19 protein-coding genes are annotated in these 25,993 nt (G+C 59.7%); 13 read left to right on the top strand and 6 right to left on the bottom strand.

Annotated features, from left to right (window positions below; genetic code table 11):
* Positions 1-72 precede the first annotated feature (72 nt).
* From AB7M25_RS14740 to AB7M25_RS14730, 3 genes are all read left to right on the top strand, one after another.
* Positions 73-1,128: a tetratricopeptide repeat protein gene (locus tag AB7M25_RS14740; protein ID WP_429388906.1), complete on the top strand. Its 1,056-nt coding sequence runs from the start codon at positions 73-75 to the stop codon at positions 1,126-1,128.
* Between the two features lie 193 nt (positions 1,129-1,321).
* A complete protein-coding gene (locus AB7M25_RS14735; RefSeq protein ID WP_429388903.1) occupies positions 1,322-2,824 on the top strand; it encodes an ATPase domain-containing protein in 1,503 nt (500 codons plus the stop codon).
* Positions 2,821-4,491, top strand: a complete 1,671-nt coding sequence (locus tag AB7M25_RS14730; RefSeq protein ID WP_454237514.1) for a response regulator — start codon at positions 2,821-2,823, stop codon at positions 4,489-4,491. Before AB7M25_RS14735 ends, AB7M25_RS14730 begins: the two co-directional genes overlap by 4 nt.
* Positions 4,492-4,526: 35 nt before the next feature.
* Here the strand turns inward: AB7M25_RS14730 and AB7M25_RS14725 are convergent, their stop codons facing one another.
* The 6 genes from AB7M25_RS14725 to AB7M25_RS14700 all read right to left on the bottom strand — a co-directional run bounded on the left by AB7M25_RS14725 (position 4,527) and on the right by AB7M25_RS14700 (position 14,065).
* The gene (locus AB7M25_RS14725; RefSeq protein ID WP_454237513.1) at positions 4,527-7,403 is read right to left on the bottom strand and encodes an RHS repeat domain-containing protein; all 2,877 of its coding nucleotides are present in this window, start codon (positions 7,401-7,403) and stop codon (positions 4,527-4,529) included.
* A gap of 117 nt (positions 7,404-7,520) precedes the next feature.
* Positions 7,521-7,898: a response regulator gene (locus AB7M25_RS14720; RefSeq protein ID WP_007970583.1), complete on the bottom strand. Its 378-nt coding sequence runs from the start codon at positions 7,896-7,898 to the stop codon at positions 7,521-7,523.
* A 77-nt stretch (positions 7,899-7,975) separates the two neighbouring features.
* Positions 7,976-9,157 (bottom strand): hybrid sensor histidine kinase/response regulator, encoded by a 1,182-nt coding sequence (locus tag AB7M25_RS14715; protein ID WP_104447196.1) that lies wholly within the window; start codon positions 9,155-9,157, stop codon positions 7,976-7,978.
* Entirely contained in the window at positions 9,151-9,744 is a 594-nt protein-coding gene (locus AB7M25_RS14710; RefSeq protein WP_429388894.1) for a chemotaxis protein CheB, read from the bottom strand. The genes AB7M25_RS14715 and AB7M25_RS14710 overlap by 7 nt, the downstream gene beginning before the upstream one ends.
* Entirely contained in the window at positions 9,741-10,574 is an 834-nt protein-coding gene (locus AB7M25_RS14705) for a CheR family methyltransferase (RefSeq protein WP_429396506.1), read from the bottom strand. The genes AB7M25_RS14710 and AB7M25_RS14705 overlap by 4 nt, the downstream gene beginning before the upstream one ends.
* A complete protein-coding gene (locus AB7M25_RS14700; protein ID WP_454237512.1) occupies positions 10,574-14,065 on the bottom strand; it encodes a response regulator in 3,492 nt (1,163 codons plus the stop codon). The genes AB7M25_RS14705 and AB7M25_RS14700 overlap by 1 nt, the downstream gene beginning before the upstream one ends.
* Positions 14,066-14,322: 257 nt before the next feature.
* Between AB7M25_RS14700 and AB7M25_RS14695 the strand changes: the two genes are divergently transcribed.
* From AB7M25_RS14695 to xylB, 10 genes are all read left to right on the top strand, one after another.
* Positions 14,323-14,685 (top strand): response regulator, encoded by a 363-nt coding sequence (locus AB7M25_RS14695; protein WP_429388887.1) that lies wholly within the window; start codon positions 14,323-14,325, stop codon positions 14,683-14,685.
* A gap of 74 nt (positions 14,686-14,759) precedes the next feature.
* Positions 14,760-16,052 (top strand): glycosyltransferase, encoded by a 1,293-nt coding sequence (locus tag AB7M25_RS14690; RefSeq protein WP_454237511.1) that lies wholly within the window; start codon positions 14,760-14,762, stop codon positions 16,050-16,052.
* Between the two features lie 119 nt (positions 16,053-16,171).
* Positions 16,172-17,038: a PI-PLC domain-containing protein gene (locus tag AB7M25_RS14685; RefSeq protein WP_429518629.1), complete on the top strand. Its 867-nt coding sequence runs from the start codon at positions 16,172-16,174 to the stop codon at positions 17,036-17,038.
* 73 nt (positions 17,039-17,111) lie between these two features.
* Positions 17,112-18,017, top strand: coding sequence for an AraC family transcriptional regulator (locus AB7M25_RS14680; protein WP_429388879.1), 906 nt, complete (start codon positions 17,112-17,114; stop codon positions 18,015-18,017).
* 340 nt (positions 18,018-18,357) lie between these two features.
* The gene (locus tag AB7M25_RS14675; protein ID WP_429388876.1) at positions 18,358-19,668 is read left to right on the top strand and encodes an ABC transporter substrate-binding protein; all 1,311 of its coding nucleotides are present in this window, start codon (positions 18,358-18,360) and stop codon (positions 19,666-19,668) included.
* Between the two features lie 145 nt (positions 19,669-19,813).
* Positions 19,814-20,740: a carbohydrate ABC transporter permease gene (locus AB7M25_RS14670; RefSeq protein ID WP_033047392.1), complete on the top strand. Its 927-nt coding sequence runs from the start codon at positions 19,814-19,816 to the stop codon at positions 20,738-20,740.
* An 8-nt stretch (positions 20,741-20,748) separates the two neighbouring features.
* Complete coding sequence (locus AB7M25_RS14665) at positions 20,749-21,579, top strand: carbohydrate ABC transporter permease (RefSeq protein ID WP_454237510.1); 831 nt, start codon at positions 20,749-20,751, stop codon at positions 21,577-21,579.
* A 160-nt stretch (positions 21,580-21,739) separates the two neighbouring features.
* On the top strand, positions 21,740-22,843 hold the full coding sequence (locus tag AB7M25_RS14660) for an ABC transporter ATP-binding protein (RefSeq protein ID WP_454237509.1): 1,104 nt from the start codon (positions 21,740-21,742) through the stop codon (positions 22,841-22,843).
* A 16-nt stretch (positions 22,844-22,859) separates the two neighbouring features.
* On the top strand, positions 22,860-24,332 hold the full coding sequence (locus AB7M25_RS14655; RefSeq protein WP_454237508.1) for a mannitol dehydrogenase family protein: 1,473 nt from the start codon (positions 22,860-22,862) through the stop codon (positions 24,330-24,332).
* A gap of 152 nt (positions 24,333-24,484) precedes the next feature.
* Entirely contained in the window at positions 24,485-25,981 is a 1,497-nt protein-coding gene (xylB, locus tag AB7M25_RS14650; RefSeq protein ID WP_454237507.1) for a xylulokinase, read from the top strand.
* Positions 25,982-25,993 lie beyond the last annotated feature (12 nt).

The following is a 25,993-nucleotide window of genomic DNA, read 5'->3' as shown; positions in this document are numbered from 1 at the left end:
AGGTTTGACTCAAGGCCCGGCCTGACCGAAGCTGGCGCCTTTGCAAAAGTTCGCCAGCTTCCGGATTCCTGCATGCCCCAGTCCCGCCGCTATCTGTTTATCAGCCTCGTCGCCCTGCTCGTCATCGGCCTTGCATGGGTTTCCCTGCGCGATACCACCCCGGTGGTTCCCGAAGCCATCAAGCACGGTTACAGCGAAGCGCTGGCAGCAGCCCGGGGCGGTCAACCCGGTGCCGCGCGGGTGCTCTATCAGCAGTTGGGGCGTCCGGACCTGTCCCCCAAGCGCCGTGTCTTGTTGCATGCCGAGCTGCCCAATTATCCAAGCTCGGTGGCCCTGAAACTGGCGGATGCCGACTTGCAGAACGAGTCGCCCGAAGTGCGCATCGCCGCGATCAGGAGCATCAGCGCCCTGGTACCGAACGGCCAGCGCAGTCTTTTGCTCGGGCCATTGCTCGATGACAGCGAACAAAACGTGCGACTGGCGGCAATCAATGCGCTGCTGGGGTTGTCCCCGGATGAACTCGGTTTGTATTTCGGGCCGCTGGAGCAAGCCATCGATGCCTGGGAGCTGGTACTCAAGAGCGAACCGCAAAGCGCCGAAAACCAATACCAACTGGCCCGGCTGCACCTGCACAACGCCGAACTCAAGGAAGCGCAGCAGGCGCTGGACAACACCCTGCGCCTGGCGCCGGACAACCTGCCGGCGCTGGTGCTGCAAATCGAAGTGCTGGACAAGCAGGGCCAGAACGACGCCGCCCGGCAGCTACTGGCCAGGCAACTGCAGGCACAGCCCAACTCGGCCTATCTGCAACATGCCCTGGGGCTCTGGCTACTGCATCACGACCAAAGCGAATTCGCCCTGCTCGGCCTGTCCAAGGCCGTCGAGCTTGAACCCGATAACCGGGATTACCGCTATGACCTGGCCACCACGCTGCGCGGTGAGCAGGAACTCGAAGCGGCGCAGATTCAGTTGCAGGAAATCGTTCAGCGCCATCCGAACGATCGCAAGGCACGGGTGCTGCTGATCAACTACTGGAAGGAAAGCGGACAGTTGCAAAACGTGCAGATCCTGACGGCCCAGCTCGAACAGATGAACCCTGATGATCCGTCGTTGCAGCAAGGGCTCTGAAAACAAAAGATCGCAGCCTGCGGCAGCTCCTACATGTGAATACGTCACCCTGTAGGAGCTGCCGCAGGCTGCGATCTTTTTGCGTTAAAAAAGGTTGAACGCTCGTCCGGGCCAAGGGTCAAGTGAAAAGGCAGCCCGTTGCGGCACTTGCAAGTGGCTGCCTCATTGCTCCTGGCCACGAGAGGACTCTTATTTGTCTCTAACCAACGAATTGAACCGTACCAAAGCCGCCACCGGTATCGAGGGCCTGGACGATATCCTCAATGGAGGATTGTCCCGCGGTCATGTGTTTTTACTGGAAGGCGAGCCGGGAACCGGCAAGACCACGGTGGCGCTGCACTTCCTGTTGGCTGGCGCGCAAGCCGGCGAGCGCTCCTTGTACATCACGCTGTCTGAAACCGAACGCGAGCTGCGCCAGGGCGCCTTGTCCCATGGTTGGGAGATGGACGACAACGTCCACATCTTCGAGCTGACACCTCCGGAAAACCTGCTCAATGCCGAACAGCAGCAGACGCTGCTTTACTCCTCCGACCTTGAACTGGGCGAGGCGACCCGGCAGATTTTCGAAGTGGTCGAACGGGTCAAACCGACCCGCGTAGTCCTGGACAGCCTTTCCGAAATTCGCCTGCTGGCCCAAAGCTCGCTGCGCTATCGCCGGCAGATTCTGGCCATCAAGCATTACTTCGTGCGTTATGACACCACGGTCTTGCTGCTCGACGATCTGACCACCGAGTCACTGGACAAGACCGTGCACAGCGTCGCCCACGGCGTGATTCGCCTGGAAGAGTTGACGCCCAATTACGGTGCCGAGCGACGGCGCGTGCGCGTGGTGAAGTACCGCGGCCAGAAATACCGGGGCGGCTTTCATGACTTCACCATCACTGGCGACGGCGTGCATGTTTTTCCACGTCTGGTGGCCGCCGAACATCGCAGTCAATACGTGCGCCAGCAATTGAGCAGTGGCATCCGGGAAATGGATGCGCTGCTGGGTGGCGGTATCGAAACCGGTTCCAGCACCTTGATTCTCGGTCCGGCCGGGACCGGCAAATCGCTGATCTCCATGGTGTTCGCCGCCGCGGCGGTGGCCCGGGGTGAAAAGGCAGCGCTGTTCATCTTCGATGAAGAGCTGGGGTTGCTGTTCGAGCGCATGAAGAACATCGGCATCGATTTGCAGGCCCTGCAAGACAGCGGCAATCTGCTGGTCGAACAGGTGGACGCCGCCGAGCTGTCTCCCGGCGAGTTCTCCCACCGGGTCCGGCGCTGTGTCGACGACGGCCATATCAAAACCGTGGTGATCGACAGCATTAATGGCTATCAGGCGGCAATGCCGGAAGAGAACGCCCTGGTGCTGCACATGCACGAGTTGTTGCTGTACCTCAATCGAAAAGGCGCCGCGACCTTCATGACGGTTGCCCAGCATGGCCTGGTCGGCGACATGCAGGCCCCGGTCGACATCACCTACCTGGCCGATACGGTGATCCTGCTGCGTTACTTCGAAGCCCTGGGCAAGGTACGCCGGGCCATTTCGATCATCAAGAAACGCACCGGCAGCCATGAATCGACCATCCGTGAATACCGCATCAGCGCCCAGGGCATGACCATCGGTGAACCGCTGGAAGCCTTCCAGGGCGTACTGCGCGGAGTCCCCACCTATCTCGGGGCCAGCAACCCCTTGCTTGCGGAAGATATTCGGTGAATGCGGTGCTGGCGACATCCGAGCGCACCCTCATCCTTGCGCCGCGGGGGCGTGACAGCCAGATTGCCTTGATGATGCTCAACGAAGCCGGGTTCCACGGGGTGATCAGCCAGGACCTGCCCGGACTGTGCGCCGAGTTGGAACGCGGTGCCGGCCTGCTGCTGATTTCCAGCGAAGCGCTGCTGGGCAGTGATCTCGAACCGCTGATCCGGCTGATTGAACAGCAGCCCGCGTGGTCGGACCTGCCGATCGTGTTGATGACCCACCATGGCGGCCCGCAACAGAATCCGGCATCACGTTTCGGCCCGCAGTTGGGCAATGTCACCTTCCTCGAACGGCCCTTTCACCCGATCACACTGATCAGTCTGGTCACCACCGCCTTGCGCGGACGGCGACGACAGTACGAGGCCAGGGATCGGCTGATCGACCTGAGCCAGAGTGAATTGCGCCTGCAAAACACCCTCGAAACCCTTGAGCAGCAGGTGGAAGAGCGCACCGCGCAACTGCGTCACAACGAAGAGGCGCTGCGCCAGTCGCAGAAAATGGAAGCCGTCGGCCAGCTCACCGGCGGCATCGCCCATGACTTCAACAACATGCTGACCGGCATCATCGGCAGCCTGGAATTGTTGCGTCGACGCCTGGCCCGGGGGCGTACCGAAGACCTGGACAGCCTGATCGACCTGGGGGTGACCTCGGCCAACCGTGCGGCGGCCCTCACTCACCGCCTGCTGGCGTTTTCCCGCCGCCAGTCGCTGGATTCCAAACCCGTGGAGATGAATGCCCTGGTGATCGCCATGGATGAACTGCTGCAACGCAGCATCAACGAAAGCATTCGCCTGGACATGCAACTCGATGAGCAGCTCTGGGTAGCCGAAGCCGACCCCAATCAACTGGAAAGCGCCCTGCTCAACCTGGTGATCAACGCTCGCGATGCAATGCCCAATGGCGGCAGGCTGGTGGTCTCTACCTCGAACCGGCACCTTGACGAGGACTTTGCTCAGTCCCAGAGCAATCTCGATGCGGGTGATTACGTGGTGCTTAGCGTCACCGACACCGGTTGCGGCATGGCGCAAAGCATCGTCAACCGCGCCTTTGACCCGTTCTTCACCACCAAGCCCATCGGCCAGGGCACCGGGCTGGGTTTGTCCATGATCTATGGCTTCAGCAAGCAGTCAGGCGGTCATGTCGTCATCCACAGCGTCGTGGGCGAAGGCACCACGGTGAGTCTGTTTCTGCCACGCTTTGGAGGTGACCTGCCTCAGGAGCATCCGGTCAATGTCGAACACTCGCCCTTCGCCAACCATGGCGAAACGGTATTGATCGTCGAGGACGATCCGGCGGTACGGGTGCTGGTCAGCACGGTGTTGAGCGACCTGGGTTATGCCTTCGTCGAAGCCTGTGATGGCGATAGCGCGGTGCCGATACTCGATTCGGACCAGCGCATCGACCTGCTGATCAGCGATGTCGGCCTGCCCGGCATGAATGGCCGGCAACTGGCGGAAATCGGCCGGCAGCTGCGGCCCGATCTCAGGGTGCTGTTCATCACCGGCTACGCCGAGCACGCCGCCGTGCGCGGCGGGTTCCTCGATCCGGGCATGCAGATGATCACCAAGCCGTTCACCTTCGATCTGTTGACGGCGAAGGTGAGGGAGATGATCAGCGCCTGAATTCGGGTAATGGAAATGTCCATGCCCCTGCGCAGTCATACCTGCATCGTCATACCGGGTGTTTTTTTATGCGCCGCGATCACCTGGCCGTTTCGCTGCTCGCGGTGCAAGTAGATCCCGATAGCGGCGACCTCATTGACGGGTTTCAACTGGCTGACCCCGACCCGCCATGCCGACTCTGAGGCCTGCGGCCCAAAAACGGCGGTCAGCCCGTTGTCGACTTCGGTATTGCCCAGCTTGTAAACCGACTGCACCGCCGCATTGTGAATCAACGATTTTCCGGCATCGATCAACTCCCCGCCCGTTGGCAATGTCATCAATTCGCGATGCCTGCTTTCATACGATCGAGAGTCCACGCCTCCCACAAAACGAATGACTGCGCCCACCGTATTTTTTATCACGACTCCGGCCATGGAGTTCAGTATTGGATGAACGCCGTCAGGCGCTGTCCCGGACCACATGCCCTTAGCCATATTGCCGCTTAAATTGGCAATCGTATTGACAGCCAAAGCACCTCGTGTGCTGATGTCGGGAACGATGGAAGGCCCTATACGGGAAACGACTCGATCAACCGCCTTCGAGCCTATGGATTTAGCAACCCCTTCTACGATACCGATGGGGTCGGGCACTGTTAAACCAGCGGTGAAACCCACACCAAAGCTGATAATGCCTACACCCGCCACAGTCAGGCTCTTGCCGATACCGCTGTCACCTTCGCGATCCAGAAGATGGGCCACCGTCGAGCCGCCGACATAGCCCGCTGCCACACCCGACAGGATTGCAACAGGGTAACGTGCCAGTTGCCCCAACGATGTGTTCAGTGCCTTTTTTACCAACTGCTTTGCGCCATATCCTGCGGCCCCTTTAACGGTTCCACGGCCAAATGCAGCAAGGGTCGCCGTGACGCGTCTCACCTTACCAATCCGGGTTTTGGCCAATCCAAGCCAATCGACATAACCGGTCGGATTGCTCCCCACCATCCGATACAGGTTCAACCCGTCAATCACGCCTGCCGGGTCGGCGTTCAACCAGCGCTGTCGCCACGGCATGTAATACCGCAATCCGTAGTAATACAGCCCCGTGGCGTCGCGCTCCTGCCCCGAATAACGAATGGTCTTGTAGCTGGCCTCAACCTTATCCCTGCCCGCCCACCAGGCTGTGCCACCGTAGGGGTAGTAGCTTTCCTGGCTGATGATCCTGGCGTCTTGATCCAGTTCCAGCGTGCTGGAGTCCTGATAATCGGCAAGACAGTAACGCAGCTGGTATCGGGCGCCGTCCGGCGATGAACCCCTTTCCCAGTGCAGGATCTGTACGGTGCATCGTCCGCTCTGGACACTGATGACATTCAGGGTCTCATCGGGACTCGTACGAATTTCCACGCCCGGCAAGTAGCGGGTTTCATGGGTACGGGTCAATGTTCCGGTGTAAGCCGTACGGATTTTTCTCACACGCTGGTCATCGCCGTCATAGACATAAATCTCCGAGTCCGCAGGTTCGTCCTCCCGCACCACCTGATCGACCTGATGCAAGCGGTTGCGTGCATCCCAGTGCAGTGTCTGTCCCCGTTGCAGTTCGTTGAGATTGCCGCAGGCGTCATAAGCAGCATCAATTTCACTGTCCGCTGGTGATTCGCTGCCATCGCCCCAAGGCAGGCTTCGGTTGCTCAAGGAGGCAACGGCCGTTCGTTCGGTTCGACTTGCGCTGTCAGCGTGGTGATGCAGAACCTCAAGGTTGCCACCGGCGTCGTAGTCGAACGTCTGGAGATAGTTCTCAAGTTGGCCAGGGTCCGGTGGCGAAACGAAAGCCGGCAAATGGGGGCCGCCGGGGGCATTGCAGCGCTGTCGGCCGCTAGCTTCGATGAGTTGACCGAGGGTGTCGTACTGCCAGGTACTGATCGCGGCGACGCTTTGATTGCGCGAGTAACGGATCGACTGAGTGGCGTCAGTCATGCGAATCGGGTTACCGACCGGATCATAGGCATACGTCAGACTCTGCAACGGCGGCTGACCTGGCAGTTGCGCGTGCAGCGTTGTCAGCCGCCCATCCTCGGGATCGAAAACGGCACGAGTAACGACGCCGTTGCCGGCCGTTTGCTGCACTATTTGTCCGAACGCGTTGTACTGAATGTCAGCCATCAGGGTGATTTCAACATTGGCATCGGCCAGTTTCAGGCGGATTTCGCACAATTGACCGGCAACGTTCTGACCCTGCTGTTGTGCGTGGCCCAAAGCGTCAACATGCCGTACCACCTCACCGACACTGTTGAAAGCTATTTGCGTGAGCGCGGCTTGGGGCTCGAGCAATCTGTCACGCTCGGTTTCGTTCTCCGGCCAGTCGGGTAACTGAAGGTGCAACAAAAAACGTCGGTCCTGGTGCAGAGGTGCACCGGACAAACCGAACTCGGTGAGGTGTCGGGTACCCGCACTGTCATCGTGGCGAATCAGTTGTCCGCAGCGATTGTGCCTGGCGGACTCCGGCGAACCGTCACCGTATGCAAAACACGCCGTCCGCTGCTCTGCTTCGCCCATCGTCGACTCAAATCCGCGAGCAGGACGCAGAGATGAATCGTAGGTCATACGCAGGTGATTACGTTTCTGGTCCCAATTTTCCAATCTGTGCCGGGCAGCACCGTAAAGGCTGACTCGCCATCCGGCGTCCAGATTCACAGAGAGCAAAGGCTGCCCGCTGAGCGTAGTGATAGTGGTTTGATTGGCGGGAGTGGACTTATCGCCCTCAAACAGGGCAAAAAGCCGCGGATCGCGGCTATGACTGGCACGGTTGCGCAGGCTGTAGATATGTTGGGTAATGCGTGCCTGAGGGGCTTGCTGGTCCGTACGCCGATGATAGGCAACCTCACGGACCACGGCACGACGCGGATCAATCACTGAAAGTGTTGGAGTATGTCTGTGCATGGCCCCCGCTCCGGATTGACATGCAGGGATGAGCCACATGACGTCCGAAACGTTATCTGCTTATACAACACCCCAGTCAACTGTCAGAAATTACAGGTACGAGAACCACCAGCGTGCTTACGAAAGCATGTCCTGCATCAGTTCCTGCAATTTATCCAGATCGAATGGTTTGTCCAGGATCGGCGCCTTGCGCGTGATCGGGCTGTCGGTCTCACGGATTTCCTGGGCGTAGCCGCTGATGAAGATCACCTTGAGTTCCGGTCGCAGCTTCACGGCGGGTTCGGCGATCTGTACGCCGGAGATTCCACCGGGCAGGCGGAAGTCAGTGATCATCATGTCCAGGTGGGGTTTGCTCGCCAGGATTTCAAACGCCTGTTCGCCGTTTTCGGCCTGCAATACGCGATAACCCTCGCCCGACAGGTAAGCGGACAGCACCATCAGAATCGAGGGATCGTCCTCGACAACGAGTACTACGTCTTGTGCATCTTCGCTCATGGGAAGCCTTTGTTCGGTCAATTGCTGCTGATACGACCGTGGGGTCGATCAGAGGTTGCGTTTATCTGGCTGTTTTCCTACAGCGGCAGACAAACGCGAAACAAGGCGCCTTCGCCAATCCGGCTCTGGACGGTGATTGTACCGCCATGGGCGGTCACGATCTGTTCTGAAATAAACAATCCCAGGCCCAGTCCGGCGACGGCCTGCCTGGCCGATACGCGCTCGAACTGCTGGAATATGCGCGTCTGGTTTTCTTCGCTGATCCCGATCCCCTGGTCGCGCACGTCCACCAGCGCCTGGCCTCCTTCACTGTAGACCTTCACCGAGACCGGGCTCTTGGCCCCGTAGCGCAAGGCATTGGTCAACAGGTTGGATATGACCTGTTCAATACGAAATTCATCCCAGTTTCCGATCACCGGTTGCTCGGCATCGAGGGTCACCGACGTCTCGGCGGCGTCGATCTGCCGGGAAAAATTGTGCAGCAGATCGCGAACCAGGGTCGATAGATCGAACCGCGTCGGCCGGATCGACAGCTTTCCGGTGCGAATGCGCGAGACATCGAGCATATCCTCGATCAAGCGAATGAGGCTTTTGATCTGCCGCTCGTCGCGGTCGACCATGGCGTGCATCTTGTCCAGGGTGAAGGCGGCGGCGTTGTCCCGGGCCAGGTGCATCTTGCGCAGCTGGGTTTCAAGGATCAGGCCGTTGAGCGGCGTGCGCACTTCGTGGGCGACGATGGACATGAAGTCATCGCGCATGCGCACCGCCTGCTGCAGTTCCAGCTGGGTGTTCTGCAGTTGCTTGAGCAGGGCTTCCTGTTCGCGGCGACTTTGCTCAAGGGCCAGCACTTGCTCCTTCATCGCCTTGCTCTGGCGGTACAGGTCGACGAACACATTGACCTTGCTCTTGACCGCGTGGATGTCCAGTGGTTTGTGCAGGAAATCCACGGCACCGCTTTCATAGCCCTTGAACGCGTAGTCCATTTCACGCCCGGCGGCGCTGACGAAAACGATCGGGATGTTCTTGGTTTTTTCGGTGCCGCGCATCAACTCGGCCAGCTCGAAGCCATTCATGCCGGGCATCTGCACATCGAGGATGGCCATGGCGAATTCGTGCTGCAACAGCAGTGACAAGGCTTCATCGGCGGACAGCGCCTTGTACACAATCCGGTCCTCACGCTTGATCAGCGCTTCAAGCGCCAGCAGATTTTCCGGCAGATCGTCCACGATCAGCAGTTTGGCCTGGATATTACTCAGCATGCGATTCGTTCCATCTCGACAAGCAGACGGCCGATGCCGTGTACAGAAAGTATGTGGTCTGGCGAGTGCATATCCAGCGCAGCCTGGGGCATGGTGGCGACCTGAGCCTCTTGCGGGTCTTGCACGATGGTGATGCCACCGCGCTGTTTGACCTGGGCCAGCCCGCGCGCGCCGTCGCGGTTGGCGCCTGTGAGCAAGACTGCAGCGAGCCCGGTGCCATAGGCATCGGCAGCCGATTCGAACAGGTAATCGATGGCGGGTCGCGAATGATGCACTCGAGGCTCCAGGCTAAGGGAAAAGCTGCGGTCTAGCTCCACCGACAGGTGATAACCGGGGGCGGCGAAATACAGCGTGCCAGCCTCGACCGCGGACTTGTCGCACGCCTCGAGCACCGGCATGGCAACCCGGCGGGCAAACACATCCGCCAGTTGGCTGCGGCGTTCGTCCGGCAGGTGCAGCACGACAATGATCGGCAACGCAAAACCTTCGCGCAGCGGGCCGAGGATGTTCAACAGCGCCTCAACGCCACCGGCGGAGGCACCGATCACGATCGCTTGGATAGCTGGCAGGTTCGTTGCACTCTTCATATTTTTCGATAGATCCGCTCTTGTTTGACCAGCGGTTCGAACTCATCGCCAAAAGCCGAAAAATCCGGGGTTTCCTTGCTGCCCAACACCAGGAAGCCGCGATGGCAGAGGGACTCATGAAACAGCCCGAACGCCCGATCCTGAAGTTTTTTATTGAAATAAATCAATACATTACGACATGAAATTAATTGAGTTTCGGAGAACACACTGTCCGTCGCCAGGCTGTGATCGGCGAAGGTCACGTTCTCGCGCAGTGTCTTGTCGAAAATCGCGTACCCATAGGCCGCCGTATAGTAGTCGGCAAACGAACACTGGCCACCGGCCTGCTGGTAATTAGCAGTGTAGGCGCGGACGTTCTCCATCGAGAAAATCCCTTGCTTGGCTTTTTCCAGAGAGCGCGGATTGATATCGGTCGCGTAGATGATCGTTCGGTCGAGCAAGCCCTCTTCGCGCAGCAGGATGGCCATCGAATACACCTCTTCCCCGGTGCTGCATCCGGCAATCCAGATCTTGATCGAGGGGTAGGTTCGCAGCAGCGGTACCACTTCCTTGCGGATGGCCAGGAAGTGCGAGGGGTCACGAAACATCTCGCTGACCGGGATGGTCAGCAATTGCAGCAATTGCATGAAAGCGGCCGGATCGTGCAGGACCTTTTCCTGCAACGCCGAAATGGTCTGGCACTCGAACTGACTCAACGCATGGTTGACCCGACGCTTGATCGACGCGCCGGAGTAATCGCGAAAGTCGTAGCTGTACTTGAGGTAAATCGCCTCGATCAACAGGCGCAATTCGATTTCGCTGCTTCGCTCCCCTGAAAAATGGCGCTCCACTAGATGCGTTCCATCTTCGGCAACCACACGCGAATCAGCGAAAACAGGCGGTCCAGGTCGATGGGCTTGGCCAGGTAATCGTTGGCGCCGGCTTGCAGGCAGCGCTCCTGATCGTCCTTCATGGCCTTGGCCGTCACCGCGATGATCGGCAATTTGCGCCAACGCGGGACCTTGCGGATTTCAACGGTGGCTTCAAAGCCATCCATCTCCGGCATCATCACGTCCATCAACACCAGATCGATGTCCTCCACTTCATTGAGTCGTTCAATCGCTTCCCAGCCGTTGCGACCAATGACCACGACTGCGCCCTTTTGCTCCAGCGCGCTGGTGAGGGCGAAAATGTTGCGCACATCATCATCCACCAGCAGCACCTTGCGGCCTTCGAAAACCCGGTCGCGACTGCGGGCGACCTTGAGCATCTTCTGCCGGTCATGGGACAACCGTGATTCGACTTTGTGCAGAAAAAGTGTCACCTCGTCCAGCAGCCGCTCCGGCGACCGTGCGCCCTTGATGATGATCGAACGCGAATACTTGCGCAGTTCAGCCTCTTCATCGCGGGTCAGGTTGCGCCCGGTATAGACGATGACGGGCGGAAAGGAGCAGATGTCTTCGGTGGACATGCGCTTGAGCAAGTCGTTGCCGAGCATGTCAGGCAGCTTGAGGTCGATGATCATGCAGTCGAAGACCGACGTGCGCAGCAGGTCCAGCGCCTCCTGCGCCAGGCCAACGGCGGTGATCTCTATGTCATCGTCGCCGATCAGGCGGGCAATGCTGTCGCGCTGCAAGTCGTCGTCCTCGACCAGCAGCACACGCTTGACCTTCTGGGTCAGCTTGGCCTCAAGGCGCGCAAATACGTCCTTGAGCTCCTCGCGGGTGGTGGGCTTGACCGCATAACCGATGGCCCCCAAGTGCATCGCCGCTTCGACCCGATCTTCGACCGAAATCACATGCACCGGGATGTGCCGGGTTTCGGCGTGCTCCTTCAGGCGTTGCAGCACGGTCAGGCCGGAATGATCCGGAAGCCGCATGTCCAGCAGGATCGCGTCGGGGATGAACGCCTTGGCCAGGTCGTAGCCCTCGTCGGCGCCATGGGCCACCAGGCACTGATAACCCAGTTCATGGGCAAGGTCGTAGAGGATGTGCGCAAAGTTCGACTCGTCCTCCACCACCAGAATGCAGCGGCTGGTGAACGGCCCCTTGTGGCGGTCGTCGTCGAAACGCGCAATGTCGACTTCGGCCACCAATGGCGACAACGTCGGCGGCACTGCAGTCGGCACCGCCGCCACGGCAACGGCTCGCATCGGTTCGGCAGGCACTTCGCCCGGTTCCACGTACTGCTGGGGCAAGACCAGGGTAAACACACTGCCCTGCCCCGGTTTGCTGGTCACGCTGATGGAACCGCCGAGCAGTGCGGCCAGGTCACGGGAGATCGACAAGCCCAGCCCCGTGCCGCCGTAACGCCGATTGGTGGTGCCATCGGCCTGACGGAAGGCTTCGAAAATGCTGTCGTGTTGATCCGCCTCGATGCCGATCCCGGAATCGCGGATGCTGAACGCGATGCCGTCATTCGGCGCCGCGGCGACGGACAGGCCGACGCTGCCGCTTTCAGTGAACTTCACGGCGTTGGACAACAGGTTCTTGAGCACCTGCTCCAGGCGCTGGCGGTCGGTGAACAGCATCGGCGGCGCGCCGTCCAGCAATTCCACCTGGAAATCCAGCTGCTTGTCCGTGGCCAATGGCTGGAACAGGCCGCGCAGGCCATCGACCAGGCGCGCCACGCTGGTGTTCTCCGGATGGATTTCCAACTTGCCGGCCTCGACTTTGGAAATGTCCAGTATGTCGTTGATCAGGTTGAGCAAGTCATTGCCGGCGGAGTAGATCGACTCGGCGAACTTCACTTGCTCGGCCGTGAGGTTTTCTTCCGGGTTTTCCGCCAGCAGCTTGGCCAGGATCAACGAGCTGTTGAGCGGCGTGCGCAGTTCGTGGGACATGTTGGCGAGGAATTCGGACTTGTACTTGCTCGAACGCTGCAGCTCCAGCGCGCGTTCTTCGAGCTGGATCTGCGCCTGATTGAGTTCGGAGTTCTTCAGGTCCATGGCGTCGCGTTGCTCGGCCAGCACCTCTGCCTGCTCGGCGAGTTGTTCGTTGGTCTGCTCCAGCTCCACCTGCTGGGTTTCCAGGTGCGCCTGGGACTCCTTGAGCACCCGCGACTGTTCTTCGAGCTCTTCGTTGGCGGTCTTGAGCTCTTCCTGCTGCACCTGCAACTCTTCATTGAGCTGCTGGGTTTCGGCCAACACTTCCTGCAAGCGCTGGCGATAGCGTGCAGCCTCGATGGACGTGCCGATGTTGCTGGCAATCAACTCCAGCAACGCGACATCGCGGTCATCCAGCGGACGCAGGAAACCCAACTCGATCACGCCATTGACCCGGTCGTCGTCGCTGGTCGGCACCACCAGCACGCTGCGCGGCAATCCGTCACCGAGGCCGGAGCAGACCTTGAAATAATCCCCCGGCACCTCGTCCAGGCGAATCAGCCGCGCCTGCTGCGCCACCTGGCCGACAATGCCTTCATCGCTGTAAATCTGCTGCTCGCGCTCTTCCTGTTCGCGGGAAAAACCGTAGGTGGCGATGCGTCTGAGACCGCCGTGGTCTTCCCGAACATAAAGCGCCGCCACGGCGGTACCGAGGTACTGCGCGCAAAACTGCAGGATGTTGCGTCCCAGCAGGTTCAGGCTCAACTGTCCCAGCACCTGCTCGGCGAGCTCGGTCTGACCGTTGCGCAGCCAGGCCTGTTGCTCCAGGCGATGGGCACTGGCTTGTTGGGCTGCGAGATTGACGCTGTAGCTTTGTGAAAGGCTGAGCAAATCGCGGCGCCCGACGTACGCCAGCAAACCACTGACGCCGGCGATGAACAACAGATAGAGGCTGATGCTCCAGACCGTGGTGCGGCGCACCTCATCGTTGCGCGTGGTGCGCAACTGTTGCTCGGTGTCGATCACCTCCTCGAACTGCTTGCGAATTTCATCGGTCAGGCGTTTGCCGCGCCCGGCCTTCACCACCGAGCGATAATCACCGCTGCTGCGCTGCAGATCGATCATCGATTGCGCGTAACTGGTCCATTCCAGTTGCAACGCCTGCAATCGCAGCAAGCGGTCGGTCTGCACCGGGTTGTCGGCGGTCAGCTCGAGCAAGGTGTTGAGGGCCACGGCAATCCGCGGCTTGGCGGTTTCGTAAGGATCGAGGAAATGCTCGTCGCCACTGAGCAGGAAACCGCGCATCCCGGTTTCCAGGTCCACGGTCAGCTTGACCGCTTCATTGGCGTTATTGATCACCCGGTCGGTGTGTTCCACCCACTGGATCGTCGACAGCAGATAGGTGATCAGCGAAACGAAGAACACCGCGCTGATAAGGCCCAGACCCAACGGCAGGCTGATATTGCGGCTCAGAAGTTTACGAAATCGTTGTTCATCAACCGAGGACGCGGAGGTCATGGGGCAGGCCTTGTCGAACTGTCAGAATGCAAGGAGTTTGCCCCAAAACTGGCACATTGATCCATTTTTCTGACATGTTTTCGCGCAAACTCCTACATTCCGCTGCGCCCGTGCAAAACGGCGGGTTATCCTTGCTGGCCTGCGCCGCATTCTTTTTTGCGCCCCCTCGGGAACTTGTCTGGATCTGCCACTTACTGATGCAAGAGGCCGGTGATTTCCAGCGACCGGCAATGCCAATCTTTTTCAGGAAGTCCACTATGTCATCCGCCAACGCCTTCACCATCCTCGTCGTCGAAGACGATGCCATCGTGCGCATGCTGATTGTCGACGTACTGGAGGAGCTGGAGTTCAAGGTGCTGGAAGCCGACGGCAGCGAACAGGCGCTGGAAACGCTCAGGGACTCGCACCAACACATTGACCTGATGATGACGGATGTCGGCCTGCCGATCATGGATGGCCGCGAACTGGCCAAAGAAGCACGTGCCTTGCGCCCTGCCCTGCCCATCCTGTTTGCCAGCGGTTACGCCGAAAGCATCGACGTGCCCGCCGACATGCACGTGATCGGCAAACCCTTCTCCATTGATCAGTTGCGCGACAAGGTCAAAGGCATTCTCGAGTGACCTGGCGGTCCACTGTGGTTTAATGCGCGCCTTTTTCGTCCCTGCCCTGTCTTCGCTTCAAGGAAATTCCGTACATGATTGAGCCCCGCGCAACCAAAGTCCTGGTCATTGGTTACGTCTGGCCCGAACCCCGCTCTTCCGCGGCCAGCGGGCATGTCATGCAGATTCTCGAGGTTTTCCTGCAGCAAGGCTGGGATATCACCTTCAGCAGCCCGGCCGGTTTCGGCGAACAGCGCGCAGACCTGGCGGCGCTGGGTATTCGTGAAGTACCTATCGAGCTGAACAACAGCAGTTTCGACGTATTCATCAGTGAACTGGCGCCGGACATCGTGTTGTTCGATCAATTCATGATGGAGGAACAGTTCGGTTGGCGGGTCGAGAAGTATTGTCCCGACGCGTTGCGCGTGCTGGAAAGTTGCGACTTGCAAAGCCTCAGGCAGGGTCGGCATCAACGCCTCAAGGAGCGCTTGAAGGCCAGTGAGGACAACAATGACTTCAGCGGCCTGTTCGCCCCGGCATCGCGTGAAGAGTTTGAACACATGGCCAATACCGATCTGGCGAAGCGCGAGATCGCCTCGTTTTATCGTTGTGATTTGACCCTGATGGTTTCCGAAGTGGAAATCGAACTGCTGGTCGAGCAGTTCAGAATTCCGCGCAACCTGCTGCACTGGTGCCCATTGATGGTCGACCTGCCGACCCGTGCGCCGGTAGCGTTCGAAGACCGGGCACACTTTCTTCATATCGGCAATTTTCGCCATGCGCCCAACTGGGATGCGGTGCTCTGGTTGAAAACCGCTATCTGGCCGCTGATCCGCGAGCAATTGCCCGGCGCCCAATTGCATATCTACGGTGCCTATACACCCCCCAAGGCGACCGCCCTGCATAACCCGGCCCAGGGTTTTCATGTGATGAACTGGGCGCAGGACGCCCTGCAGGTCATGTCGTCGACACGGGTCTGTATGGCGCCTCTGCGTTTTGGCGCTGGAATCAAAGGCAAGATTGTCGATGCGATGCTCTGTGGCACACCGAATGTGACGACGCCTGTCGGTGCCGAAGCGATGCATGGCGAACAAGCGTGGCCCGGTGCAGTGACCCGATCGGCACGCGAGTTCGCCGATCAGGCGGTGCAACTGCACAACGACAAGACGCGCTGGCTCGATGCCCAGGCGCACGGGCAAACCCTGCTTGCCAGTCGCTACCGCAAATCCGTTCACGGCCCGGCTTTGATCCAGCGGCTGGTCGATTGCCAACGGGATCTGGCCAACATCAGGCGAGACAACTTTACCGGCAGCATGCTGCGTCATCATCAGCACAAGAGCACTCAATACATGGCGCAATGGATAGAGGCGAAAAACAGCCAGCAATAACAATATCCCGAAACACTAACAACTTGTGCAGTGCCTGACTTGCGACCAAGAATAAATCGCCCGACATCAAACCTGATAGTCGGGCGTTTTTTTATTCTTAAATAGCAACGGACTGCACGATGACAAATTCTTACCCCTACAAAAACTGGATGTCGACGACATCTTCAATTGACAAGTTAACCCTCTTGGAACTGGTCTGGCCCGGCGCCCATAATTCGGGAGTGGATTATGACTTCTCTTACCCGATCCACGTTCAACCCGCCAGTCACTGGTTCGTCTGCCAGGATGGACCCTTCATCCAGCAGCTCAACGAGGGTGTCCGGGCACTCGACTTGCGATTCCATTCAGACGAGCATTGGCTGGGAGTCAAGAAGTTCCATACGTTTCACGGTTTCAAGCTGCTCAGGGGGCGATCGTTGAGTGAGTTGTTCAAGAGCCTGGACTTTTTCCTCAGTGAAAACCCGGATGAGTTCGTCGTGCTGGATATGCGCGAACTCAAAGGCCTTGATGAAAAAAGTTTCGACTACACAGGCTTTCATGAGGCCATCATGAATGAATTGGGCACGCGATTGATTCCGCGAGAAAACCGTTATTTGACACTGGGCGCATTAAAGAAAATAAATCCCCTGCAAAGAATCGTAGTTGCCGCCGATTGGCATCCGGACTTCAACTCTCCCCTGTATTGGCCAAAAATTCCGGTTGAATGGAGTGGCAACGACTTTACTTCTCCCGAAGAGTTAAGGCAGTACATTGAAAGAACACTGAATAATCCGCCCGACGAAAGCGCGCTCTGGTCGTTATCCGCCACCAGTTATGGAGAACTGGCCGGTGTAAAACGAATCACCCGGGAATTGAACGAGTGGTTTGCTCCGGACACTGGATGGACACAGAAGTGCAGCATCATCAGTGTCGACTTTATTGGAGTGACACGACTGGTCAGCTATTGCCGGGAAATCAACCTTTCCAGGGGACAGAACAAGAAGTAAGGCCTGGGAACTGGATCTGTCCTGGGCGGGGGTGCATGATTGGCGCCTGAAAAACAACAAGACCACACTGGACATGACCCGCACCGCCAGAGTCACCGATCCCTCCTATGAGTTGATGGACGACCACAATGGCTTGTCCATCATCTACCGCCAGCATGGTTTTCCCTGCCCGCTGGTGCGCTGGCATTTCCACAAGGAATACGAGTTGCACCTGATCGTCGCCAGTTCCGGCAAGGTGTTCATTGGCGATTACATCGGCAACTTCTATCCGCAATCCCTGTTCCTGACGGGCCCCAACCTGCCCCACAACTGGATCAGCCAGGTGGCCGAGGACGAAGTGGTGCCCAAGCGCGACATGCTGGTCAACTTCACCGACGAGTTGTTCGACAGCGGCTATCAAGTGTTCGCCGAGCTCAAGACCCTGGCACCCTTGCTGGAACGCGCGCAGTACGGCATCGAGTTTCGCAGCAAGCACACCATCGCCAAGGCGATGGATCTGATGCAACGCATTGCCGATACCAGCGGTGCGACCCGTCTCGGGCACTTTTTCATTCTGCTCGAATTGCTCGCCGCCACCGACGACTACCAATTGCTCTCCGGCGCCACGACCCCGCAACTGGCCGACGAGCACAACGTCGATCGCACCAACCGCGCGGTGGATTACATTTTCGCCCATTACGCCCGGGACTTGACGCTGGAGGAAGTCGCCGAACATCTGGGCATGAAGCCCACGTATTTCAGCCGCGTATTCAAGCAGGCCACCGGGCGCAACTTCATCGAATTCGTCAATCGCCTGCGCATCAGCAAGTCCTGCGAGTTGCTGGCCGATGGCGACAAACCGGTCACGGACGTGTGCTTCGAATCCGGTTTCAACAACATCTCCAACTTCAACCGGCGCTTCCAGCAGCTCAAGGGCATGACGCCTTCGCATTACCGGCGGTTGGTGGTCCAGCGGTTGACCGAGCAAAACCTCGGCTAGATGCGATCAAATGTGGGAGCGGGCTTGCTCGCGAAAGCGGTGTATCAGGTTGAGAAATGTCGCCTGACACTCCGCTTTCGCGAGCAAGCCCGCTCCCACAAGGGGTCGTAGCCAAGCTCGAAACCTGTACGGATTCAATGCCACCCCATCGCTGAAAAGCCTTTCCTTGTGTCTACCGCCCTAAACTCCAGTGCAAAAAAGTATCAGTTGAAGTGCGATGGATGATTTGTCTCGCCCTCCAATGAAGGTTGTAATCCGTGCACATTCTTCCTGCCTTCGGAAGACACAAAAACAATAACTGTCCTTCTGTAACCCGCCGGGTGCAGAAAAGGAGTGCACGATGCAACCTTCGGTAAAAGCCCTGCTTGCCCTCACCTGCATGACCCTCAGCAGCGTCAGCCTAGGCGCCCAGACCCTGACCATTGCCACCGTCAACAACAGCGACATGATCCGAATGCAAAAGCTCTCGAAAACCTTCGAGGCCGAGCACCCGGACATCAAGCTCAATTGGGTGGTGCTCGAGGAAAACGTCCTGCGCCAGCGCCTGACCACCGACATCGCCACCCAGGGCGGGCAATTCGACGTGCTGACGATCGGCATGTACGAAGCGGCACTCTGGGGCGCCAAGGGCTGGCTGGAGCCGATGAAGGATTTGCCGGCCAGCTATGCCCTGGACGACGTGTTCCCGTCGGTGCGCGAAGGCCTGTCGGTCAAAGGCGCGCTGTACGCCCTGCCGTTCTACGCCGAAAGCTCGATCACCTATTACCGCACCGACCTGTTCAAGGACGCCGGCCTGAGCATGCCCGAGCGCCCGACCTGGGAGCAGATCGGTGAGTTCGCCGCCAAACTCAACAGACCGGACCAGGAACAGTACGGCATCTGCCTGCGCGGCAAGGCCGGCTGGGGCGAGAACATGGCGCTGGTCACCACCGTCGCCAACGCCTATGGCGCGCGCTGGTTCGACGAAAAGTGGCAGCCGCAATTCAACGGGCCCGAGTGGAAGAATGCGCTGAACTTCTACGTCGATACCATGAAGAAATCCGGCCCGCCGGGTGCATCGAGCAACGGTTTCAACGAAAACCTGGCGCTGTTCAACAGCGGCAAATGCGCGATCTGGGTCGATGCCAGTGTCGCCGGCTCGTTCGTCACCGACAAGACCCAGAGCAAGGTCGCCGATCACGTCGGTTTCACCTATGCGCCGCATCAGGTCACTGACAAGGGTTCGGCCTGGTTGTATTCCTGGGCGCTGGCCATTCCGACCAGTTCCAAGGCCAAGGACGCGGCGAAAACCTTCAGCGCCTGGGCCACTTCCCGGGAATACAGCGCACTGGTCGCGGAAAAAGACGGCATCGCCAACGTTCCGCCGGGCACCCGGGCCTCGACCTACAGCGAGGACTACATGAGTGCCGCGCCGTTCGCCAGGGTTACGCTCGAATCGCTCAAGGCTGCGGACCCGGGCAAGCCGACGCTGAAACCAGTGCCTTATATCGGCATCCAGTTGGTGACCATTCCCGAGTTCCAGGGCATTGGTACTCAGGTCGGCAAATCCTTCTCTGCGGCGCTGATCGGCCAGACCACGGTCGATCAGGCATTGGCGGCGGCCCAGCAAACCACCGAGCGCGAGATGAAGCGCGCCGGGTATCCCAAGTAACCCCGTCACCCATGTGGGAGCGGGCTTGCTCGCGAAAGCGGTGTTCCAGTCGCAAAAGATGCATCGGATGTACCAGCCTCTTCGCGAGCAAGCCCGCTCCCACAGTTGATTTTCATCTGCCCGTACTCGACTGGTTCTGATCACCATGAATACATCAACTGCCAAAGCTCACATGGACATTGCCCTACCCCTGCGCAAAAGCCGCGTGGCCAATCCCGGCTGGTTTCTGGTCAGCCCTTCGGTGGCACTGCTGCTGTTGTGGATGATCGTGCCGTTGGGCATGACCCTCTACTTCTCGACGATTCGCTACAACCTGCTCGATCCCGGCGAGAACGCGTTCGTCGGGCTGGAGAACTTCACCTACTTCCTCACCGATTCAGGCTTCCTGCCCGGCGCCACCAACACCCTGTTGCTGGTGGGCAGCGTGCTGTTGATCAGCGTGGTGTTCGGCGTGCTGATCAGTGCGCTGCTGGAGGCCAGCGAGTTTTTCGGTCGCGGCATCGTGCGGGTCATGCTGATCTCGCCGTTCTTCATCATGCCCACGGTCGGCGCGCTGATCTGGAAGAACCTGATCTTCCACCCGGTGTCGGGGATTCTCGCCTACGTCTGGAAACTGTTCGGCGCACAACCGGTGGACTGGCTGGCGCACTACCCGCTGCTGTCGATCATCATCATTGTCTCGTGGCAATGGCTGCCGTTCGCCATCCTGATCCTGATGACCGCCATGCAGTCCCTCGACCAGGAACAGAAAGAGGCCGCACGCCTGGACGGTGCCGGCCCCATTGCGATCTTCTGGCACCTGACCCTGCCGCACCTGGCGCGACCGATTGCGGTGGTGGTGATGATCGAAACCATCTTCCTGCTCTCGGTGTTCGCCGAAATCTTCACCACCACCAACGGCGGCCCCGGCTACGCCTCGACCAACCTTGCCTACCTGATCTACAACCAGGCACTGGTGCAGTTCGACGTCGGCATGGCCTCGGCGGGCGGCTTGATCGCGGTGGTCATTGCCAACATCGCGGCGATCATTCTGGTACGGATGATCGGCAAAAACCTGACTGACAAAGCCTGAGGCCTGCCATGACTCTTCAACAATCCCGTCGTTTGCAAAGCCTGTTGCTCGGTACGCTGGCCTGGGCCGTCACGATCGTGATTTTCTTCCCGATCTTCTGGATGGTACTGACCAGCTTCAAGACCGAAATCGAGGCCTTCGCCACGCCGCCACAGTTCATCTTCACGCCGACGCTGGAGAACTACCTGCACATCAACGAGCGCAGCGACTACTTCAGCTTCGCCTGGAACTCGGTGGTGATTTCCTTCAGCGCCACGGCCCTGTGCCTGCTGATCGCGGTGCCGGCGGCCTACTCGATGGCGTTCTACGAAACCCGGCGCACCAAAGGCACGCTGCTGTGGATGCTCTCGACCAAGATGCTGCCGCCGGTGGGCGTACTGATGCCGATCTACCTGCTGGCCAAGAGTTTCGGCCTGCTCGACACGCGGATCGCGCTGATCGTCATCTACACGCTGATCAATCTGCCGATCGTGGTCTGGATGATTTACACCTACTTCAAGGACATCCCCAGGGACATCCTCGAAGCCGCGCGGCTGGACGGCGCAACGCTGGTCCAGGAGATGCTCCGGGTATTGCTGCCGATCGCCAAGGGTGGCCTGGCGTCCACGGTGCTGCTGTCGCTGATCCTGTGCTGGAACGAGGCCTTCTGGTCGCTGAACCTGACCTCGTCGAAAGCCGCGCCACTGACCGCCTTGATTGCCTCGTACTCAAGCCCCGAAGGGCTGTTCTGGGCCAAGTTGTCGGCGGTCTCGACCCTGGCCTGTGCGCCGATCCTGATCTTCGGCTGGATCAGCCAGAAACAGTTGGTCCGCGGCCTGTCGTTCGGCGCCGTGAAATGAAGCCCCCCGACCAAATGCGATCCCTGTGGGAGCGAGCCTGCTCGCGATGGACGTGAACGATAACGTGTACCACCTGGATGAAAGCGCCGCCCGCAAGTTCATCGCGAGCAAGCTCGCTCCTACAGGTTCAACCGAATAACGAAAACGGAGGCCCACCACCATGGCCAACCTGAAAATCAAGAATCTGCAAAAAGGCTTCGAAGGTTTTTCCATCATCAAGGGCATCGACCTTGAAGTGAACGACAAGGAATTCGTGGTCTTCGTCGGCCCGTCGGGCTGCGGCAAATCCACGCTGCTGCGCCTGATCGCCGGGCTCGAAGAAGTCAGCGGCGGCACCATCGAACTCGATGGCCGCGACATCACCGAAGTGAGCCCGGCCAAGCGCGACCTGGCGATGGTGTTCCAGACCTACGCCCTGTACCCGCACATGAGCGTGCGCAAGAACATGTCGTTCGCCTTGGACCTGGCGGGCGTAGCGAAAGCCGAAGTGGAGAAAAAGGTCAGCGAAGCGGCGCGCATCCTCGAACTGGGGCCGATGCTGGAGCGCAAACCCAAGCAATTGTCCGGCGGCCAACGCCAGCGCGTGGCGATTGGCCGGGCCATCGTGCGCAACCCGAAAATCTTCCTGTTCGACGAACCGCTGTCCAACCTCGATGCCGCCCTGCGCGTGCAGATGCGCCTGGAACTGCTGCGCCTGCACAAAGACCTGCAAGCGACGATGATCTACGTCACACACGATCAGGTCGAAGCGATGACCATGGCCGACAAAGTCGTCGTACTCAATGGCGGCAAGATCGAGCAAGTCGGCTCGCCGCTGGATCTCTATCACCAACCCGCCAACCTGTTCGTCGCCGGTTTCCTGGGCACGCCGAAAATGGGCTTCCTCAAGGGCAAAGTCACCCGCGTCGACCGCCAGGGCTGTGAAGTACAACTGGATGCCGGAACCCGCATCAGCCTGCCCTTGAGCGGATCCCATCTGAGCGTCGGCGGCGCAGTGACCCTGGGCATTCGCCCGGAACATCTGGAACTGGCCAAGCCCGCCGACTGCACCTTGCAGGTCACCGCCGATGTCAGCGAACGCCTGGGCAGCGACACGTTCTGCCACGTCCGGACTTCCTCTGGCGAAGCCCTGACCATGCGCGTTCGCGGCGACCTGGCCAGCCGCTACGGCGAAACGCTGAGCCTGCACCTGGACGCGCAACACTGCCATTTATTCGATGCCGACGGCATGGCGTTGACCCGCCCGTTGCGCGTTGCTGCCTGATCCCGGAGAGCCTGTGATGAAACTCGATAAACAGAACCTCAACCGCTTCGCACCCGGAGTGGCCCTGCCCGCCTACGCGCTGGGCGACACCCGTCAAGGCATTGCGCACATCGGCGTCGGCGGTTTCCATCGCGCCCATCAGGCGTTTTACACCGATGCGCTGATGAACACCGGAGAAGGCCTGGACTGGGCCATTTGTGGCGTCGGCCTGCGTGCCGAGGACCGCCGCGTCCGTGACGATCTCAAGGATCAGGACTACCTGTTCACCCTGTTCGAGCTCGGCGATGGCAACGACACCGAAGTGCGGGTGATCGGGGCCATCCGCGACATGCTGCTGGCCGAAGACGGCACCCGGGCGTTGATCGACAAGCTGGCCAGTCCCGAGATCCGCATCGTCTCGCTGACCATCACCGAAGGCGGTTACTGCATTGACGACAGCACCGGTGAGTTCATGGCGCACTTGCCGCAGATCCGGCATGACCTCGCGCACCCCGACACGCCAACGACCGTGTTCGGCTTGCTCTGTGCCGCACTGGCCAGGCGCCGCGCCGCCGGCACAGCGGCCTTCACCCTGATGTCCTGCGATAACCTGCCGCACAATGGCGCCGTCACCCGTAAGGCCCTGCTGGCCTTCGCCGCCTTGCACGACAGCCCACTGCGCGACTGGATCGACGCCAACGTCAGTTTCCCCAACGCCATGGTCGACCGTATCACGCCGATGACCAGCACCCGACACCGTCTGCAACTGGCGGACCAGCACGGGGTGGACGATGCCTGGCCGGTGGTCTGCGAACCCTTCGTGCAATGGGTGCTGGAAGACAAATTCGTCAACGGTCGCCCGGCCTGGGAAAAGGTCGGCGTACAGTTCACCGACGACGTCACACCCTACGAAGACATGAAGATCAAGCTGCTCAACGGCAGCCATCTGGCGCTGACCTACCTGGGATTTCTGAAGGGTTACCGTTTCGTCCACGAGACCATGAACGATCCGTTGTTCGTACGCTATATGCGCGCCTACATGGACCTGGACGTGACGCCGCAACTGGCCCCGGTGCCGGGAATCGACCTGACCGAGTACAAGAGCACCCTGGTGGCGCGCTTCTCCAATCAGGCCATTGCCGACCAGCTTGAACGGGTGTGTTCGGACGGTTCTTCGAAGTTTCCGAAATTCACCGTGCCGACCATCAACCGCCTGATCGCTGACGGCCGCGAGACCAAACGCGCGGCGTTGGTGGTGGCGGCGTGGGCCTTGTATCTGAAGGGCGTGGATGAAAATGGCGACACGTACAGCATTCCCGATCCTCGTGCCGAGTTCTGCCAGGCGCTGGTGGCCGATGATGTGCTGATTACTCAGCGGTTGCTGGCGGTCGAGGAGATCTTTGGTACGGCGATACCCCGCTCGGCGGAGTTTGTCGCGGCGTTCGAATGGTGCTGCAACAGTTTGCGCGAGGTGGGGGTGTCGCGGACGCTGGAGCGAGTGTTGGCGTAAGTCCTGCGGTGGAGCTACTGCCGTCTTCGCGGGCAAGCCCGCTCCCACAGGGGAATGCATTTCAAGGGTGGGAGCGGCGGTGCGACGATTCGACTTGCTCGCGAAGGCGGCCTGACAGGCCACATTCATGTTGAATGATCCAAGGATCCACTATGCCAAACCAACAACTCTTCCTCGGCATCGACTGCGGCACCCAGAGCACCAAGGCCATCATCCTCGACGCAGTCAGTGGTGAAGTGCTCGGCCAGGGCGCGGCCAGCCATAGCCTGATCAGCGCGGCCAATGGCCGCCGCGAACAGGATACCCATCAGTGGCTGGAAGCCTTCGCCACGGCCACCCGCCGCGCGTTGCTCGCGGCCAGGGTCGATGGCCAGTCGATCCTCGGCATTGGCGTGTCCGGCCAGCAACATGGCCTCGTGCTGCTCGACGACAAGGGCCAGGTGCTGCGTCCGGCCAAGCTCTGGTGCGACACCGAAACCACGCCGGAGAATGACCGTCTACTGGCCCACCTCGGCGGCGAAAAGGCTTCGCTGGAACGCCTCGGTGTGGTCATCACGCCGGGCTATACCTTATCCAAACTGCTCTGGACCAAAGAGCAGCATCCAGAGGTATTTTCCCGGATCGCCCATATTCTGCTGCCCCACGACTACCTCAACCATTGGCTCACCGGCCGCAGTTGCAGCGAATACGGTGATGCCTCGGGTACCGGGTACTTCAATGTGCGTACCCGGCAATGGGATGTGCAGTTGTTGCGCGACATCGACCCCAGCGGACGCCTGCAAGCCGCGCTACCCGAGCTGATCGACGCGCACCAGGCGGTCGGCACGATTCTGCCGGGGATTGCCGAGCACCTGGGCATCAATCCGCGGGCACAGGTGTCCAGTGGCGGCGGCGACAACATGATGGGGGCCATCGGCACCGGCAATATCCAGCCCGGTGCAATCACCATGAGCCTCGGCTCGTCAGGCACGGTGTACGCCTATGCCGATCAGCCGAACGTCGCCCCGGATTCCGCAGTTGCCACCTTCTGTTCTTCCAGCGGCGGCTGGCTGCCATTGATCTGCACCATGAACCTGACCAATGCCACCGGCCTGATTCGCGACCTGCTGGACCTCGACATCGATCAGTTCAACGCACTGGTTGCCAAAGCGCCCATCGGTGCCGAAGGCGTGAGCATGTTGCCGTTCTTCAGCGGCGAGCGGGTGCCCGCCCTGCCCCATGCCCACGGCAGCCTTTCGGGCCTGACCATGAGCAACCTGACCCGGGCCAACCTGTGCCGCGCAGTCGTCGAAGGCACGACGTTCGGTTTGCGTTACGGACTGGACCTGCTACGCCGCAATGGCTTACAAAGCCGCAGCATTCGGCTGATCGGTGGTGGTTCGAAAAGCGCGGTGTGGCGGCAGATCGTCGCCGATACCATGAATACCCCGGTGATCTGCACTGAACAAAGCGAGGCCGCGGCCCTGGGTGCGGCGATCCAGGCGGCCTGGTGCGTATCCCGGGCAAGCGGAAACGAACTCAGCCTCGCGGACTTGTGCGAGCGCTGCGTGAAGCTCGACCCGGCCGGTGAAACCCTGCCGGTCGCTGACAATGTACGAGCCAGTCAGCAGGCTTATGAACGCTATCGACAGCATGTCGCGACCCTTTGAAGAGTGAACAAC

This window comes from Pseudomonas sp. AP3_22 TE3818 (assembly GCF_053628995.1).
The sequence above is the reverse complement of the archived record's forward strand: the minus strand, read 5'-3'. Positions and strand labels throughout refer to the sequence as shown.

Coding starts and splice junctions, on each gene's coding strand:
- AB7M25_RS14725 (WP_454237513.1), bottom strand. CDS start 7,403: ATGCACAGACATACTCCAACACTTTCAGTGATTGATCCGCGTCGTGCC.
- AB7M25_RS14665 (WP_454237510.1), top strand. CDS start 20,749: ATGACTCTTCAACAATCCCGTCGTTTGCAAAGCCTGTTGCTCGGTACG.
- xylB (WP_454237507.1), top strand. CDS start 24,485: ATGCCAAACCAACAACTCTTCCTCGGCATCGACTGCGGCACCCAGAGC.
- AB7M25_RS14655 (WP_454237508.1), top strand. CDS start 22,860: ATGAAACTCGATAAACAGAACCTCAACCGCTTCGCACCCGGAGTGGCC.
- AB7M25_RS14670 (WP_033047392.1), top strand. CDS start 19,814: ATGAATACATCAACTGCCAAAGCTCACATGGACATTGCCCTACCCCTG.
- AB7M25_RS14715 (WP_104447196.1), bottom strand. CDS start 9,157: ATGCTGAGTAATATCCAGGCCAAACTGCTGATCGTGGACGATCTGCCG.
- AB7M25_RS14710 (WP_429388894.1), bottom strand. CDS start 9,744: ATGAAGAGTGCAACGAACCTGCCAGCTATCCAAGCGATCGTGATCGGT.
- AB7M25_RS14740 (WP_429388906.1), top strand. CDS start 73: ATGCCCCAGTCCCGCCGCTATCTGTTTATCAGCCTCGTCGCCCTGCTC.
- AB7M25_RS14675 (WP_429388876.1), top strand. CDS start 18,358: ATGCAACCTTCGGTAAAAGCCCTGCTTGCCCTCACCTGCATGACCCTC.
- AB7M25_RS14700 (WP_454237512.1), bottom strand. CDS start 14,065: ATGACCTCCGCGTCCTCGGTTGATGAACAACGATTTCGTAAACTTCTG.
- AB7M25_RS14685 (WP_429518629.1), top strand. CDS start 16,172: ATGACAAATTCTTACCCCTACAAAAACTGGATGTCGACGACATCTTCA.
- AB7M25_RS14660 (WP_454237509.1), top strand. CDS start 21,740: ATGGCCAACCTGAAAATCAAGAATCTGCAAAAAGGCTTCGAAGGTTTT.
- AB7M25_RS14720 (WP_007970583.1), bottom strand. CDS start 7,898: ATGAGCGAAGATGCACAAGACGTAGTACTCGTTGTCGAGGACGATCCC.
- AB7M25_RS14695 (WP_429388887.1), top strand. CDS start 14,323: ATGTCATCCGCCAACGCCTTCACCATCCTCGTCGTCGAAGACGATGCC.
- AB7M25_RS14680 (WP_429388879.1), top strand. CDS start 17,112: ATGACCCGCACCGCCAGAGTCACCGATCCCTCCTATGAGTTGATGGAC.
- AB7M25_RS14690 (WP_454237511.1), top strand. CDS start 14,760: ATGATTGAGCCCCGCGCAACCAAAGTCCTGGTCATTGGTTACGTCTGG.